This window comes from Variovorax sp. EL159, assembly GCF_900100965.1.
Taxonomy (GTDB): domain Bacteria; phylum Pseudomonadota; class Gammaproteobacteria; order Burkholderiales; family Burkholderiaceae_C; genus Variovorax.
Genome location: NZ_FMUJ01000003.1, coordinates 803,064 through 819,257, shown reverse-complemented (window position 1 = coordinate 819,257; position 16,194 = coordinate 803,064). Strand labels below are relative to the sequence as shown.

Sequence of the window (16,194 nt, the reverse complement as noted above, 5' to 3'; positions counted from 1 at the left end):
CCAGAATCGCGCATTCATAAAGCACGGGGAGTGTTGGAGTGGGCAAGAAAATCGCAGAGAGTGGCGCGATGTGGGTGGGCGTCGCATGCAATGCCATTGAACAAATGGCATTGCATGCCGAGCTCTGGATCGCCCCATGACGATCTCCCGACGGGCGTTGTTCGGCAAGCTTGATCTCACTCTGTTTCGCGGCATCGAATCCGCGACAGCCTTTGCCAGATTGCGTGGCAATCCATACGTCGAATTGACTCACTGGATTCATCAGCTCTGGCAACTCAGCGACAGCGATCTGCATCGCGTCTGCCGCCATTACCAGATCGATTCGCAGGTCATCGAAAAAGACCTGACTGCCGCTCTGTCCGGATTGCCCTCAGGTGCCACGTCATTGGTCGATTTTTCGCATCACGTCGAGTTGGCGATCGAGCGCGCCTGGGTGTTGTCCAGCCTTGAATTCAACGACCGTTGCGTGCGCGGTGCCTGGTTGCTTGCTGCCCTGGTGCAGACGCCCGACCTGCGACGCGTATTGCTCGGCATCTCACCTGCATTCCAGCGGATTCCCGCAGATCAACTGACGGATGCCATCGCCGCGATCATTGCCGGATCTCCCGAAGACCAGGAAGGGCCGCACGCCGGTTCAGGCCTGCCGTCCGCCTTGCCAGGAGAAGCCAGTGGTGCCATCGCCGATCAGCCCGATCGCAAGTCAGCGCTGGCCAGGTACTGCACCGATCTGACGGAGCGTGCGCGCGATGGGCAGATCGATCCAGTGATCGGGCGTGAACACGAAATTCGCACGATGGTCGACATCCTGTTGCGCAGGCGGCAGAACAACCCCTTGCTCACCGGCGAGGCTGGCGTGGGCAAGACCGCCGTGGTCGAAGGGCTCGCCCTGGCAATTGCCAATGGCGAAGTGCCACCAAGTCTCAAAGAGGCGCGCTTGCTGAGTCTCGACGTGGGGGCGTTGCTGGCCGGAGCCAGCATGCGGGGCGAGTTCGAGTCGCGCCTGAAGTCACTTCTCGAAGAAGCGGGCAAGTCGATCCAGCCAGTCATTCTCTTCATCGACGAAGTGCACACCTTGGTCGGCGCGGGTGGACAGGCAGGTACGGGCGATGCCGCAAATTTGCTCAAGCCGGCTCTTGCCCGAGGCACCTTGCGGACCGTGGGAGCAACCACGTGGAGCGAATACAAGCGCCATATCGAGAAAGATCCCGCACTGACCCGGCGCTTCCAGACACTGCAGGTCATGGAGCCCGAAGAGGCTTCCGCCATTGAGATGGTGCGCGGCCTAGTGGCAACATTTGCCAAGCATCACGGCGTGACCGTTCTGGACGAAGCCGTGCAGGCCGCTGTCACGCTGTCGCATCGATACATTCCTGCGCGCCAGTTGCCAGACAAGGCCATCAGCCTGCTCGATACAGCCTGTGCGCGCGTCGCGATGTCGCTGCATACGCCACCTCCCGTGGTCGAGCAACTGCGCCGGCAAATCGCGGCACTCGACGTGGAGCTCGAGCTGCTGAATCAAGAGCGATGGGTTGCCCAGGGCCACGATGTCAGGTCGAAACGCATCGAGACCGCAACCGAGCGACGCGAGAACGCAAGCAACGAACTTGCAGCGCAAGAGATCCGATGGCATGAAGAACTCGCGATGGTTCGCCAGATTCATGCAACAAGAACAGAGGAGGGGGGGCAGAGAGGAGAGGCGGGCTGCGTCGAAGGCACATTGCCTTCGACGCAGCTGATCGCCCTCGAGCAAGGTCTTCTTGCGCGCCAGCAAGATGCGCCGCTGATTTTTCCTCAAGTCGACGAAGCCGTGGTGGCGGCCATCGTTGCGGACTGGACTGGCATTCCCGTCGGCCGCATGATGAAAGACGAGGTCGCGGCAGTCTTCAGTCTGCAAGCCACGCTCGATGAGCGCGTCATTGGCCAGAGCCACGCACTTGCTGCGATTGCGGAGCGTGTCCAGATCGCACGCGCCGGTCTTGCCGACCCGAACAAGCCCGTAGGCGTATTCCTGCTGGTGGGCCCTTCGGGCGTAGGCAAGACCGAAACCGCACTGGCACTTGCGGAGGCCATGTATGGCGGTGAACAGAACCTCATCACCATCAACATGAGCGAATTTCAGGAGCCGCACACCGTCTCGACACTGAAAGGCTCACCGCCCGGCTATGTCGGCTATGGCGAGGGTGGCGTCTTGACGGAGGCGGTGCGCCGCAAGCCTTACAGCGTGATCCTGCTCGACGAGATCGAAAAGGCCCATCCGGATGTCCACGAAGTTTTCTATCAGGTGTTCGACAAGGGCTGGATGGAGGATGGCGAGGGTCGTCACATCGACTTTCGCAACACCACGATTCTGTTGACGAGCAATACAGGTTCGGAGCTCATCGCGAGCCTTTGCGAAGACCCGGTGCTGACGCCTGAAGTCGAAGTCCTGCGCGAAGAATTGCAACCGCTCTTGCGAAAGGTTTTTCCTGCGGCATTCCTGGGGCGTCTGTCGGTCGTTCCCTATCTCCCACTGGGTGAGGGCGCATTGAGTCGCATCGTTGCATTGCATCTGGATCGCGTGGTCGACCGCATGAAGACGCAACACGGCATCGAACTGGTCTACATGCCCGCGCTGGCGGCCGACATCATCAAGCGAACCGGCAGGCACGAAACAGGCGTTCGTCGCCTGATCGGCTTCATCGAACAGAACCTGTTGCCTGTTCTGTCGCGCCAGTGGCTCGACGCCTTGCAGCAACGACGAAGGATCACCCGGATGTCCGTCGATGCAAGAAACCAAGGCGTCGCGAGCCAGGATTTGCAAGGAGGAGACGCCATCGTCTGCGACACCGAATACGCCTGATCCCCCGGGTCGTCACGCTTGGCCAGTCCTGGCGCTGAGGTTCGACTCTTGTTCCGCCGCTTTTTTCAGCAGGGAGTTTTCATGAGCACCAACAACAATAGCAGTCAGAAGTTCATTGCCCGCAATCGGGCGCCACGCGTGCAGATCGAGTACGACGTGGAAATCTATGGCTCGGAGAAAAAGATCGAGTTGCCCTTCGTCATGGGTGTGCTGGCCGATCTTTCCGGCAAGCCGACCCAGGCCTTGCCACCCGTCGCCGAGCGCAAGTTCCTCGACATCGATATCGACAACTTCGACGAACGCATGAAGGCGATCCAGCCGCGTGTCGCGTTCGCGGTGCCCAACACCTTGAGTGGGCAGGGGCAACTCATGGTCGACATCACGTTCGAGAGCATCGAAGACTTCTCGCCGGCCGCCGTGGCCCGCAAGGTCGAGCCGCTGAGTCGTTTGCTCGAAGCCCGCACCCAATTGGCAAATCTCCAGACCTACATGGATGGCAAGGCTGGTGCCGAAGGTCTGGTCAACAAGCTCCTGCAAGACCCTGCGCTCATGAAGTCGCTCGCACAGTCCCCCAAGCCCCGCGCCGTTGCCGGCAGCGAGGCCCCCATTGCCGATTCGGCCGCCTGAAACCCGTCGCAAGGAACCTGTCCATGAACACCACCAGCGATCCAGTGCGCTACGCGCCAGAGTCGGCGCAGTACACCAACCCTTCCGATTTCGCGTCCCTTTTGGACAAGGAGTTCAAGCCCAAGACCGACGAAGCCCGCGATGCCGTCGAGGCAGCTGTACGTACGCTGGCCGAGCAGGCGCTCGTCAATGCAGCGACCATGACGGACGATGCCTACAGCAGCATCGAGGCCATCATTGCGGAGATCGACCGCAAGTTGTCCGAGCAGATCAATCTCGTGCTGCACAAGGACGATTTCCAGAAGGTCGAGTCGGCATGGCGCGGCATGCATCATCTGGTCTACAACACGGAGACGGACGAGAAGCTCAAGATCCGCTTCATGGATGTGTCCAAGGACGAGGTGCGCCGCACCTTGCGCCGCCACAAGGGCATCGCGTGGGATCAAAGCCCCATCTTCAAGCGCATCTACGAAGAAGAGTACGGCCAGTTGGGCGGCGAGCCTTATGGCTGCCTGGTGGCCGACTACTACTTCGATCACACGCCACCTGACGTCGAGCTGCTCGGGGCCATCGCCAAGATCTCAGCGGCTTCGCATGCGCCCTTCATCGCGGGCTCCGCACCGTCGCTGCTCGGCATGGAGTCGTGGCAGGAACTCGCGAATCCGCGCGACCTTGCCAAGATCACATCGAACCTCGAGCACGCGCCGTGGAACTCGCTGCGCAGCACCGAAGACTCGCGCTACGTGGGGCTGGCAATGCCGCGCTTCCTCTCGCGTCTGCCTTATGGGGCAAAGACCAACCCGGTCGACGAGTTCGACTTCGAGGAAGAAACCGACGGCGCAGACCACCGGAACTACGTGTGGAGCAACGCGGCGTACGCCATGGCCGTCAATATCAACCGCAGCTTCAAGCTCTACGGCTGGTGCACCATGATCCGCGGCGTGGAGTCGGGCGGCACGGTCGAAAACCTTCCGTGCCACACCTTCCCGACCGACGACGGCGGCTTCGACATGAAGTGCCCGACCGAGATCGCAATTTCAGATCGCCGCGAGGCCGAGCTGGCCAAGGCCGGCTTGATTCCCCTGGTGCATCGCAAGAACACGGACCATGCCGCCTTCATTGGCGCCCAGTCGGTGCAGAAGCCGCAGGAGTACATGGACCCGGACGCCACGGCCAATGCCAATCTGTCGGCCCGCCTGCCATACCTGTTCGCGAGCACCCGTTTTGCGCACTACCTCAAGTGCATCGTGCGCGACAAGATCGGCTCGTTCAAGGAGCGGGACGACATGCAGCGTTGGCTCAACGAATGGATCATGCATTACGTCGATGCAGACCCCGCCAACTCATCGCAGGAAACCAAGGCTCGCAGGCCATTGGCCGCGGCCGAGGTCGTGGTGGAAGACGTCGAAGGCAATCCGGGCTACTACAGCGCCAAGTTCTTCCTTCGCCCGCACTTCCAGCTCGAAGGCCTGACTGTTTCGTTGCGGCTGGTGGCAAAGCTGCCGTCTCTCAAGGAAGCAGCCTGACCGGCAGCGCAGTGAGCTGCTCAAGGAAGTGGCGCGCAGACGCCACCTGAAGAAGTCGTTCGAAGCGCCAGAAAGAGCGCTCGAACATCTGTCACACATCGAAAAACCAAGTTCAGGGAATCAACATGGCTCAAGACATTTTTTTGAAGATCAACGGCATTGAAGGTGAATCGCAGGACACCGATCACAAAAACGAGATCGAGGTCCTCGCCTTCAACTGGAAAGCCTTCCAGGAATCCACCATGCACGCCGGCTCGGGCGGTGGCGCAGGCAAGGCCACGGTGGAAGACCTCGAGTTCGACCATTTCGTCGACCGGTCGAGCCCCAACCTGATGAAGTACTGCCTGACCGGCAAGCATGTTCAGGAAGCGAAGCTCACAGTCCGTAAGGCGGGTGGCAATCCGCTCGAGTACCTGAAGTTCACGTTCACTGACGTGATCATCACTTCCATCCAGCCCTTCGGCTCGAACTCCGACGAGATGCGGGTCAAGGAGCGCGTGCGCCTCTCGTTCTCGAAGATCAAGCAGGAGTACTCGGTGCAGAACGCGCAGGGCGGCAGCGGTGGTGCGGTGACCGCCGGCTACGACATCAAGGGCAACAAGGAGTCCTGACTTCACCGGCCCCAGGGCCGTGCGATGCGCGAAGGCGCGTCGCATGGCATGGGGTGCGCTTGTCCATAGCAAACATCACTCTTGCTCACCATGGCCTTCGATGTGTCCGGTCTTCGATGGACTGCCGTCTTGCGACGCATTTTTTCATCTCGCGCGGCACGCTGCCTTCTGCTCATGTGGGCCGTCGCGCAGTCTTCGCATGCGCAGTTCTCGTACCCAAGAGAGCAGACCAAACTCGAGATCACCGTTACTGCGGATGCCAGTGTCAATCCGGACGACAAGGGCAGGGCGGCGCCCATCCTCGTGCGTATCTATGAGCTCAAGTCCGAGGGTGTTTTTGAATCGGCCGATTACTTCTCGCTTTCCAGTAACGACAAGGCATTGATCGGCAGCGATCTGCTCGTTCGCGACGAGTTCATTCTCCGGCCGGGCGATGTCAAGACCATTCGCCGCAAGTCGCATCCCGACCTTGCTGCAATCGGCGTGGTCGCGGGCTATCGCGATCTGGCACAAGCCGATTGGCGCGCGATCCAGGAGATCGACCCCGCTCCCGAGGTCGCCTGGTACCGCTCGGTGATGCCGGCCAACAAGGTCAGGCTGCAGGTTGATCTGCAGGCCAAGGGCATCCAGCTCACCCCTCTCAAATAACCCACGGCGCGCAAGCAAACGATCGATTTCATGAGCTGGTACAACAAAGTCGCCTGGAGTGAAGGGCTCTTCCTGCGTCCTCAACTGTTTCAACAGCAGGAGCGTTACCTCGAGCACCTCGCGCACAAACGCGCCGCGTCGCTCAGCCCCTTCTATTGGGGCTTCAATCACTACAGCATCGATGTGGAGTCCTTGTCCCTGGGCAAGCTCGTGCTTGCCAGTGCCGCAGGCATCTTCTCCGACGGCACTCCTTTCGACGCGCCGGGCCAGACCCTGCCGCCTGCGCCACTCACGATCCTGCCGGAGCACCTCGACCAGGTCATTCATCTCGCAGTGCCCATCCGCACGCCCAACGGCGAAGAAACGACTTTCGAAGATGTGCCCGCAGCCATGGCATCGCTCGCCCGCTTCTCGGTGTTCGACACCGAACTGCGCGATGCAAACTCCGTCGGGCAGGGGCCGAAGACTGTGCAGCTCTCCCGCTTGCGCTTGCGCCTGCTGCCGCAGCGCGAGCTCACCGATGCCTGGATCGGCCTTCCGCTCGCCAAGGTCACGGTGTTGCGTTCCGATGGCAGCATTGCCATCGACCCTCATCTGATTCCGCCCGTTGCCGGCTACGGTGCCAGCCCGCTGCTGACGGACTGGATCACCAACCTGCACGGGCTCTGCCGGCTGCGCGCCCAATCCTTGGCGGGGCGACTGAGCGGCAACGATGGCAAGTCGAGCGAGTCGGCCGAAGTGTCCGACTTTCTGCTGCTTCAGATTCTCAATCGCTACGAGCCTCTGCTGGAGCATTGGCTGCGCGTGCGGGAAACTTCGCCAGAAGCGCTCTACACCGCATTGCGCACCTTGAGCGGCGAGCTTGCGACGTTCGTGCGCGCCAGCACGCGCCGACCTCCGTCGCATCCGGCCTACCAGCACCTCGATCCATACCTGTCCTTCAGGGAGTTGATGGCCGACGTGCAGGCATTGCTCAATGACGTGCTGGTGCGCAGTGCCCAGAGCATTCCCCTGGCCCAACGTGCCAATGGCGTGCGTGTGGCAAGCGTCGAGCCTTCTGAGCTGCAAGGCTTCTCCAGTCTGGTATTCGCCGTGGCCTCTCATACGCCGCCCGATGAGCTGGCTCATCAATTTCCGGCGCGCTGCAAGGTGGGGCCGAGCGATCGACTCGCCGAACTCATCCGCTCGCATCTGCCCGGTATTCCGCTGCAGACGCTGCCCGTGCCGCCGCGCCAGATTCCATTCAATGCGGGCTTCGTCTACTTCCAGATCGATCCGCGTGGCCCTCTGTGGGAGCACATGGTGAAGCACGGGGGGCTTGCATTGCATGTGGCGGGAGAGTTCCCCGGCCTGCGCATGGAGCTCTGGGGCGTACGCGAAAAGTGATTCGCCAGAGCCGCCCACGACCGCGTTCATTCCCGACCCGAACGGCTTTGCGTGCATGGCTCGACCGGTCCGTCTTTCACCGCGTTCCACCCATTCATCTTCATAGCGCTTTCATGCTTCACAAAGAAGAATTCGTCGATGCGCCTGACGGCCCTCGCAGCCCGGAGTCTCACGGTGAGCCGCAGGACGATCGCTTTGCGCCAGAGGATTCGACGCATGGCTTTCGGCTGGCGTCGGAGCCTTCCGTGCAAGAACGCCTGGCGGCGATCACCGCCGCGCAGAACCCTTTGCTCCACGCGGCCCAGCCTCTCTTGCGCGCATTGGCTGACATGCCTGCAACGCTCAGCGATGCAGGGGTGCAAGTACTCCATCGGCTGCTGGAGCGTGAGGTGGCGAGCTTTCAGTCGATCTGCAGCAGTGCGCAGATCCGGCACGAGCACGTGGTGGCCGCGAGTTATTCGCTGTGCACCGCGCTCGACGAGGCTGCCAACAGCACCACGTGGGGCGGTGGCAAGGGCGGAGAGGCCGGTATTTGGGCGGGACAGCAATTGGCCGCCAAGTTCCATGGCGACACGAAGGGGGGCGACAAGTTCTTCCTGCTGGTCGGCCGGCTGGCTGCCAGCCCGCAAGAGCACACGGATCTGCTCGAACTGATGTACCAGATCCTCGGGCTGGGTTTCGAAGGCCGCTTCAGCGCGGCAGCCAATGGGCGACGGCAACTGGAGACGGTTCGCCATCGGCTGTTCACCCTGTTGGGCACGGCGCGTGGCGATGTGCCGCACGAGCTTTCCCCGCACTGGCGGGGCGTGGGGGCCGGCAAATTCCGCATTCTGCGCAGCGTGCCGGTGTGGGTGACGGGGTCGTTGCTGGCGCTGATCCTGTTTGGCCTGTTCGCCTGGTACAAGTACCAGCTTCTTCGGATGAGCGCCGATGTGGAGCAACGCATTGCGGCCATCGGCCAGATGCGGCCACCGCCGGTGCCGCCCGTCAAGCCCTTGCGCCTGAAGGAGCTGCTGGCGCCGGAGATCGCCCGGGGCACGGTCAGCGTGGAAGAAGACGAGCGCCGCAGCGCCGTCACCTTCAAGGGGGACGACATGTTCGTGCCGGGCCAGGCGCGCTTGAACGCGAAGATCCTGCCCGTGCTGGGCAAGGTGGCTGACGAGATCAACCAGGTCTCGGGTTCCGTTCAGGTCATCGGCCATTCGGACAACCAACCCATCAAGACCCGTGAGTTTCCCAACAACCAGGTCCTGAGCGAGAAGCGCGCTGCAGCGGCGGCCGCCGTGCTGCTCGACAAGGGCGTGGAGCCTTCACGCGTACGCACCGAGGGGCGTGGCGACACGGTGCCGATCGCCGACAGCGCGACTGCCGCCGGGCGGGCCCGAAATCGCCGGGTCGACATCGTCGTCACGCAGGGCGAGGGCAGCGGTTCCGAACAGGTGTCGCAGCCTGTCGCGGGGCGCTAGAGGCAGGTCAGGGAGCTCTCATGCAATATTTCAAACAGTTCATCGCGTTCCTTTTCTCGAGGCAGATGTTGGCCTTCCTGGCCATGGTGCTGCTGGCATTGGCGATCTGGTTCATCGGCCCGTTGCTTGCGTTGGACGGCGCGCGGCCGCTGGCATCGGCCGGTGTGCGGGTCACGTTCATCGTGCTATTGCTGGTGCTTGGCATTCTCTGGTTGGTCTCGGGGCCGTACAGCCTGGTGGGGGTCGCCGCGCTGTGCTTGCTGGTGTGGCATGCGGGGCCGTTGCTGGCGATAGGCGCCGCCAAACCCCTGGCGCCGATCTGGGTCCGGGCGACGATCATTTGCGCGGTCCTTCTGGTGTATGCGCTGTATTGGCTCTACCGCTTGTGGCAGGCCCTGCGCAACAACGACGATCTGCTCGCCAGGTTCCTGAGTTTCGGACGGGAGTCGGGCAAGGACGAAACGGGCAAGGAAGAACTCAAGACCCTTTCGGCCGCGGTCCAGCGCGCCCTGGCACAGCTGAAGGGATTGCGTGGTCGTGGTGGCCTGCGTCGCATCTTCGAGGGCAAGCGCTACCTCTACGAGTTGCCCTGGTACATGATCCTGGGCAGCCCCGGCGCAGGCAAGACGACGGCATTGCTCAATGCCGGACTGCAGTTCCCGCTGGCGCGCCAGATGGGCAACGCATCGAAGAGCATGGTCTTCAGGTCGGAGGGCGGCACGCTGCACACCGATTGGTGGTTCACCAACGAGGCGGTGCTGATCGACACCGCTGGCCGCTATACCACCCAGGAAAGTGATCCCGTCACCGACCCCATCGAGTGGCGTGGCTTTCTCGGCCTGCTGCGCAAGCACCGCACGCGCGCGCCGCTCAATGGCGTGATCGTTGCGCTCAATGCCGCAGAGCTTCTGACCATGGCCGACGCGGAGCGCTCCGAGCATGCGAGCATGGTGCGTGACCGGCTGGCCGATCTGCGCCAGGAACTGGGCATCCGCTTTCCTGTGTACGTCATCGTCACCAAGATGGACCTGCTGCGTGGGTTCAACGAGTACTTCCAGTCGCTGACCAGCGAAGGACGAACCCAGGCGTGGGGATTCACGTTGCCGTTCCAGGGCATGAAGAGCAATCGCGCCGCCGCACAGGAGCGTGAAGCCCTGCGCACGCAAGTCGAGGCCCAGCTTGCTTTGCTCAAGGACCGGCTCGCCGCCGGTTTGCGTTCGCGATTGAACGAAGAGTTCGACGTCGACCGTCGCAAGCGCCTGTTCGCGTTGCCGCAAGAACTGGCTGGTCTTGCCGTGCCCCTTGTTCCGATGCTCGATGAGATATTTCTTGCCTCGCGTTTCGACAGCACGCAATTGCACGACACATTGCGCGGCGTCTACTTCACGAGCGGCGCTCAGACCGATGCGGACCTGCCAGCCGATCCGGGCACCTTGTTCCAGCGGCTGCAGCGCAGCCTCGGCCTGTCCTCAGGCGGCGGCAGTATTGCGGCAGCGGGCGATGGCGTACCACCGAGAACGGCGCCCAATCGCGGGCAGCAGGGGTTCTTCATCCAGGACCTGATGACGAAGGTCATCATCCCCGAGGCGCATCTGGTGCGGCCCAATTTGCGCTGGGAATTCCGGTTCCGGCTGCTGCGCCTGACGGGGCATGCGTTGGCCGTGGTGATCTTCCTGTGGCTGGCCGGTGCGCTGGCAATGAGCTTCGGCAACAACCGCCAGTACCTGAGCACCGTGGGCCAGCGCACCGATGTGCTCGCTGGCCAGGTGCGGGCGCTGTTCGCAAGCTTCAAATCGTCTGGCGTGCCCGAGGTTCTCAACGGTGCGCGGGAACTACCCGGTTATTCCGGGCTGGATATCGACAACCCGCCCGGTAGCTTTCTCTACGGCCTGTACACGGTGCCTCCCGTGTTGCACGTGACGCAGGAGACCTACGCCCACCTGCAGGACCACACCTTGCTGCCGACCATCCTGCGGCGGATGGAAACCGTGCTGACGCAAAGCATGAAGGAAGGCGATGCGAAGACGGCCTACGAGACGTTGCGCGTCTACAAGCTCCTGCACGACAAGGCGCGCTATCTGAACGGCGGCGCGCGCGACGTGCGCAACTGGGTGCTGAAGGATTGGGAGAAGGCCGACAGCGCCGCGGCCTTCGGTGGACGCGCATCGATGGTCGGGCATGTGACGGAACTGTTCTCCGGCGAGCGGCCGGTGCAGTCGGCCGCACTGCCCAACGATGCGCTGGTGCGCTCGGTGCAAGACTTCCTGAACGGCAACACCTCTACGCAACGTGTCTACGAACGCGCCAAGGCGGCCATGCTGCCCGAAGCGCCTCAGGAGTTCACGCTGGTGCGTGCCGTCGGACCGCAGGCCGGAACCGTGTTCTCGCGTGTGGGGGGATTGCCGCTCGAGAAGGGCGTGCCTGGTCTTTTCACTTACGACGGTTATCACGAGGTCTTCAACAAGCGCTTGCCCGAATTCGTGGGGCGTGCGCTCGACGACGACGCGTGGGTCATGGGGCGCGGTGTGGCGGCTGTCGGGTTTGCTGGCGATGCCCCAGCCGCCAGCCGGTTGGTGGACGAGGCGGCTCGCAAGCTGCAGAACGATCCCTTGCTCGACGATGTTCGACGCCAGTACCTCGCCGAGTACGCCCAGCACTGGGAGTCGTTTCTCGAATCGATTCGTACCGTCAGCGGCAGTGAAACCACGGGCGCGAGTCTGGGGTTCGACCTCAGCGTGCTGCGGCAGTTCGCCGCGCCCGATTCACCGCTGGCACGGCTGGCACGTGCCGCAGCGCGCGAGACTACCTTGTCGCGTCCGCTGGTCGTGCGTACCCAGGAAGAAAAGGGCTTTCTCGACAAGGCCAGCGACGAGCTCAACAAGCAGACGAGTGCGCTTGGCCGCAACCTCGGCATCCGGGCGGAAGAGCGGCTCGAGAAGCAAATCGTCGACAACCGCTTCGCGGCCCTGCGCGAGGTGGTCACGGGGCAGCCCGACATCGGTGCCGACAACGTGGGGGCGGCCGGTGCCAAGCCGGGGCTCGAATCGATCTCGGGGCTCATCAACGAGTTCTACACGGTGCTGGTCGTGGCCGACACGGCGCTCGCGGCCGGAAGCCTGCCGCCAGGGGGCACGGAGGTCGGTGCACGCCTGAAACTGGAGGCCGGCAAACTCCCGGCGCCATTTCGCGAGGTGTTGACAGCGCTGGCCACGAGCGGCGGCGACAAGGTCGTGCTCGGCTCAACGGGCATCTTGCGCAGCCAGGCGCAATTGCAGCTCGACCGCATCATGGGCCTGATGGCGATGCAGGTCAGCGAGCCTTGCAAGCGAGGCGTGGAAGGACGCTATCCGCTGGCGTCGGTGGCCCAAGACGCGTCTATCGAAGACTTCACGCTGGTGTTCTCCGTGGGCGGGGCTGCTGACGAGTTCTTCAACAAGCACTTGGCGTCGTACGTCGACACGAGCGTCCGTCCCTGGCGCTACAAGGACCCGAACACAGTCCATGCGATGGCAAGCATGGAGGGCGCTGCCCCCGGGGTGAACGCTGTTGCACCAGCGCCGGCATCCGCGCCTGTGGCGAAGGGGCCGACCTTGCTTGGCGAGTTGCTCAAGCTGCTGGCCCAGAACGGCCCCAACCTCGACGCCTTCTATCGGGCACAGCAGATCCGGGACTTGTTCTTTCGCGATGCAGGCGGCAAGAAGCTGGCCTGGAAGATGGACCTGCGAGTGCTGGAGCTCGAACCCAGCATCACCGATCTGATCATCGACATCGATGGCCAGGGCCAGCGCTACGTTCACGGCCCGGTGCAGGCCTTCAACATCAACTGGCCGGGGCCGCGCGGTGGTGCGATGGCTGAAATTACGGCCAACCCGCGCATCTCGGGCCCGACCTCGACCTTTCTGGCGAACGGGCCATGGGCATTGTTCCGCTTGCTCGAGCGAGGCCGCATCGTGAACACGGCGACACCGGGACGCCTGAGCGTCGAGTACAGCTTCGATGGCCGAAAGGCCCTCATCGACATCAATTCTGGCAGCCAGCCCAATCCGCTCAGCAGCGATGTGCTCAAGGGCTTTCGCTGCCCCGGTCGGGCGGCCTGACGCCATGTGGGAGCAACTGCGCTCGCCCTGGCGCGCTTCGCCACCCGCCATCTGGGGCAAGCTGCCAGGTCATGCGGACTTCGTGCGCAGCGGCATGCGTCACGGCGAGTCGGAGGCATGGATGCCCTGGCTCGCGCAGCAAAGCCGAAACGCCGGTGCTGATGCCACCGTGCGGGCGGTCGCGATCCCCGTGGCCTTCGTGCTGCCTCCAGGAACGCTGGAATTCGCGCGCCAGCGTTTCGTGCTGGGGGTCATCGCGCCATCCATCGACAAGGTAGGACGGCACCATCCTTTGGTGATCTACCAACAGGCGCACCCGCGTTGGGTGCAGGCCCATTTCAGGGGACAGCTCCAGCAGCCGCTGGATTGGCAGTTCTGGCTGGCACGCGCCGTGGCGCGCCACACGCGTGCGCGTGGGGCATCCGATCTTCGGGCGCTCGAACACACTGTGCGGGCGCTGTGGCGCGAGCAGATGCAGCCGCAGCCAACGGATGGCATCCCAAGGGGCGCGACCGAGGTGCAACACTGGCGGATGCAGGCAGCGCTCGATCATTGGGCGGGTGAGGCGCCGCTCAACGATCCGGCCGTGCAGTTGCATGGCGTTCGCTATCTTCCCTGGGCTGATTGGCCCGAGCGCCTGGATGGGCCGCGTGCGGAAAGCGCGTTCTGGCAGCAAGACGCTCAAGGGCGTTTCATCGGTGCGGCCAATAAGCTGCAAAAGCTCTGGGGAGGCGGGTCTTGACCGCCGAGGGCTTGCGCCCTGGCAGCGACACGGTGACTCCGTTGTGCCTCCGGCTCACCCACAGCGGCGGTGAGGTTCGCGACGGCACCATGCGGATTCCTGCCATCGGTGCGGGCATGGCCGATGCGCTCCAGCTGTGCGGCGAACGCCAGAGCGACGCGCAGTGGCGCGTCGCCAACATGTGTCGTATCGCATGGAACGACAGGACCAAAGCCTGGCAACTGACGAACAACAGCCAGACGTTGATGTGCGTGCGCAATGGCGAGCGTGTCAGGGGTGGGACTGCTGTTTCCATTGCGGTCGGCGACACACTCGAGTTGGGGCTGCTGCGCTTCGTGGTGACCTCGAAGAAGGGCGAGGCGGCTCATGGCCGGCCTGCCAAACCGAGTACGACGCCAGGCCGTGTTCCGATGGATGGCGCGTCTCGAATCCCAACGCTAGAGCTGTCGGCCGAGCACGATCCGCCTTCCTTCGACTTGCGCGACCTGGCCGTCAGCACCGACGACCACGCCAGTTCCGAATCCCGAACAGATGCCCTGGACGATCCTTTCGGTGTGCTGGGCATGGCAAGCGCAAAGTCTCGTTCCACCGCGGATGTTCTGGCCGAGTTGCTCGGCGAGATTCCGAAATCGGCGAGTGCGCCTTTGGCCCCGCCAGCTCCGCGCGCTTTCCCGGAACAGGGCCATTCCGCAGGCCTGATCGATGAACTGCATGACGAGTTTGTCCGCGTCGTCCAGGACCCGGGCCAACTCGCAGGCCGAACCGACTGGGACGGCTTTCTGGCATTCGGTGCCGAGCCCGCGCCCACATTGGACGAGCTGAGCAAGCAGGCCGAGACCTATCCCTTGCTTCGCGACATCCTGCAGCCTCGCGAGGGCATCGACCGGATCATTGATGGCTTCGAGCCGCTCGCACGGTCGGCGGTGCTCGATACCGAGCAGCCCGAAGATGTCCTGAGCTTGTTCGCGCCAGAACTGGCGCGCGACACAAAAACCGCATTGCCGAGCCTGACGCGACGGGAGCACCACGCGCTTTCTCCAGACAGCCACATTCACATGGGCGGGGCCCGACCCAGCGACGAAGACAAAGACGGCGAGGCCGCGGCTCGATGAAGCCAGACACGAGGGGCGATCTGCAGTCCATGCTCGGACGGCTGCGCCAGGCGCCATGGAAGTTCGGTTTTCTTGCGCTGCTGAGGCGCTTTGGCGCTTCGCACCCGCAGCAACCGTCCATCGGACTCGCCAGCCGACCGCAGCAGGAGCCGTTCCGTCTGGGGCAAGCGGCGGCACTGGTTTTCGCCCCACGCGAAATTGCCGACGTCGTCTTGCCCGGGGAGGTTGCCCCGCGGGTTCTGGGAAGTCCCAATCCGAGAACCGGCAACAACCCCGCGCTTCCATTGGTTCGGGTCTTCGGCCTGGGGCTGCTCGGGCCGAACGGTCCGCTTCCCTTGCACTACACGGAACTGGTGCGCGAGCGGGCGGAGAACCACAACGACAGCACGCTCGCCAACTTCCTGGACCTGTTCCATCACCGCTATCTCACCCACATGTACCGGGCGTGGGCCCAGAGCCAAGCTGCGGCGGGGCTCGATCGCGCCGAGGACGAGGCCTTCAGCCGCTACATCGCTCGCCTGACCGGACACGACCCGCTGGAAATCCGCGATTCCGTGTTGCCTGCGCACGCCCGCCTGGCAGCCTCCACGCATCTGGGGCGAGAGGCTCGCAACCCGGACGGATTGGCCGCGACCCTGGCGCGCTTCTTTGCGGTGCCCGTGCAGTTGCAGGAGTTCGTGCTGCACTGGATTCGCATCGATGAAGAAGACCAGAGCCATCTGGGCCAGGCGCGCACCTCCAGCGTCATGGGAGTCGGGGCCATCGCGGGGGAGGTTGTGGCCGATCGGCAGAACAAGTTTCGGCTCGTGCTCGGGCCGCTCAGTCTCGACCAGTACCTGCGCTTCACGCCGCAAGGGCGCGACCTGCCGTTGCTGATCGAATGGGTTCGCGGCTTTGTCGGCTACGAGTTCGTGTGGGAGGTCGAGCTGCGCGTGCGCAACGACAGCACGCCGCCGGCCCGGCTCGATGACACCGAAAAGCTGGGCTGGTCCACCTGGCTGGGGGGCTCCGAGGGCGCGGTTCAGCATTCCAGCCCGTCGGATCGTACCTCCGCGCACGCCGTCGACTACACCGTCGGAATGGTGTTCGAGCCCGAGCAATACATCGGTTCGCGCTATCGCAACGACGCTTGATCTGCTC

General features: G+C 63.3%; 11 protein-coding genes. All 11 read left to right on the top strand.

All coding sequences use genetic code 11. The features are described from left to right. The first annotated feature begins 136 nt into the window (after nt 1-136). Entirely contained in the window at nt 137-2,839 is a 2,703-nt protein-coding gene (gene tssH / locus BLQ28_RS15935; protein WP_093241061.1) for a type VI secretion system ATPase TssH, read from the top strand. 81 nt (nt 2,840-2,920) lie between these two features. After that, a complete protein-coding gene (gene tssB / locus BLQ28_RS15930) occupies nt 2,921-3,466 on the top strand; it encodes a type VI secretion system contractile sheath small subunit (protein WP_093241058.1) in 546 nt (181 codons plus the stop codon). A gap of 23 nt (nt 3,467-3,489) precedes the next feature. Then, nucleotides 3,490-4,992: a type VI secretion system contractile sheath large subunit gene (tssC, locus tag BLQ28_RS15925; RefSeq protein WP_093241055.1), complete on the top strand. Its 1,503-nt coding sequence runs from the start codon at nt 3,490-3,492 to the stop codon at nt 4,990-4,992. A 125-nt stretch (nt 4,993-5,117) separates the two neighbouring features. Further along, nucleotides 5,118-5,603 (top strand): Hcp family type VI secretion system effector, encoded by a 486-nt coding sequence (locus tag BLQ28_RS15920; RefSeq protein ID WP_093241052.1) that lies wholly within the window; start codon nt 5,118-5,120, stop codon nt 5,601-5,603. Nucleotides 5,604-5,693: 90 nt separating this feature from the next. Beyond that, a complete protein-coding gene (tssJ, locus tag BLQ28_RS15915) occupies nt 5,694-6,251 on the top strand; it encodes a type VI secretion system lipoprotein TssJ (protein WP_093241740.1) in 558 nt (185 codons plus the stop codon). A 30-nt stretch (nt 6,252-6,281) separates the two neighbouring features. Beyond that, nucleotides 6,282-7,637 carry a type VI secretion system baseplate subunit TssK gene (gene tssK, locus BLQ28_RS15910; protein WP_093241049.1) on the top strand — a complete coding sequence of 452 codons (1,356 nt, stop codon included), beginning with the start codon at nt 6,282-6,284 and terminating at the stop codon, nt 7,635-7,637. A 47-nt stretch (nt 7,638-7,684) separates the two neighbouring features. Continuing rightward, entirely contained in the window at nt 7,685-9,103 is a 1,419-nt protein-coding gene (tssL, locus tag BLQ28_RS15905) for a type VI secretion system protein TssL, long form (RefSeq protein WP_256327321.1), read from the top strand. A gap of 20 nt (nt 9,104-9,123) precedes the next feature. Beyond that, nucleotides 9,124-13,200, top strand: a complete 4,077-nt coding sequence (gene tssM / locus BLQ28_RS15900; protein ID WP_093241043.1) for a type VI secretion system membrane subunit TssM — start codon at nt 9,124-9,126, stop codon at nt 13,198-13,200. Between the two features lie 4 nt (nt 13,201-13,204). Further along, nucleotides 13,205-13,942: a type VI secretion system-associated protein TagF gene (gene tagF / locus BLQ28_RS15895; RefSeq protein WP_176801130.1), complete on the top strand. Its 738-nt coding sequence runs from the start codon at nt 13,205-13,207 to the stop codon at nt 13,940-13,942. After that, on the top strand, nt 13,939-15,054 hold the full coding sequence (locus tag BLQ28_RS15890; RefSeq protein WP_093241037.1) for a TagK domain-containing protein: 1,116 nt from the start codon (nt 13,939-13,941) through the stop codon (nt 15,052-15,054). The genes tagF and BLQ28_RS15890 overlap by 4 nt, the downstream gene beginning before the upstream one ends. Further along, entirely contained in the window at nt 15,051-16,187 is a 1,137-nt protein-coding gene (tssG, locus tag BLQ28_RS15885) for a type VI secretion system baseplate subunit TssG (RefSeq protein ID WP_093241034.1), read from the top strand. Before BLQ28_RS15890 ends, tssG begins: the two co-directional genes overlap by 4 nt. Nucleotides 16,188-16,194: the final 7 nt, after the last annotated feature.

Bases quoted from the DNA above. Each gene is read 5' to 3' on its own strand.
- tssH (WP_093241061.1), top strand. From the start codon at position 137: ATGACGATCTCCCGACGGGCGTTGTTCGGCAAGCTTGATCTCACTCTG.
- tssK (WP_093241049.1), top strand. From the start codon at position 6,282: ATGAGCTGGTACAACAAAGTCGCCTGGAGTGAAGGGCTCTTCCTGCGT.
- tssG (WP_093241034.1), top strand. From the start codon at position 15,051: ATGAAGCCAGACACGAGGGGCGATCTGCAGTCCATGCTCGGACGGCTG.
- tssB (WP_093241058.1), top strand. From the start codon at position 2,921: ATGAGCACCAACAACAATAGCAGTCAGAAGTTCATTGCCCGCAATCGG.
- tagF (WP_176801130.1), top strand. From the start codon at position 13,205: ATGTGGGAGCAACTGCGCTCGCCCTGGCGCGCTTCGCCACCCGCCATC.
- tssC (WP_093241055.1), top strand. From the start codon at position 3,490: ATGAACACCACCAGCGATCCAGTGCGCTACGCGCCAGAGTCGGCGCAG.
- tssJ (WP_093241740.1), top strand. From the start codon at position 5,694: ATGGCCTTCGATGTGTCCGGTCTTCGATGGACTGCCGTCTTGCGACGC.
- tssM (WP_093241043.1), top strand. From the start codon at position 9,124: ATGCAATATTTCAAACAGTTCATCGCGTTCCTTTTCTCGAGGCAGATG.
- BLQ28_RS15920 (WP_093241052.1), top strand. From the start codon at position 5,118: ATGGCTCAAGACATTTTTTTGAAGATCAACGGCATTGAAGGTGAATCG.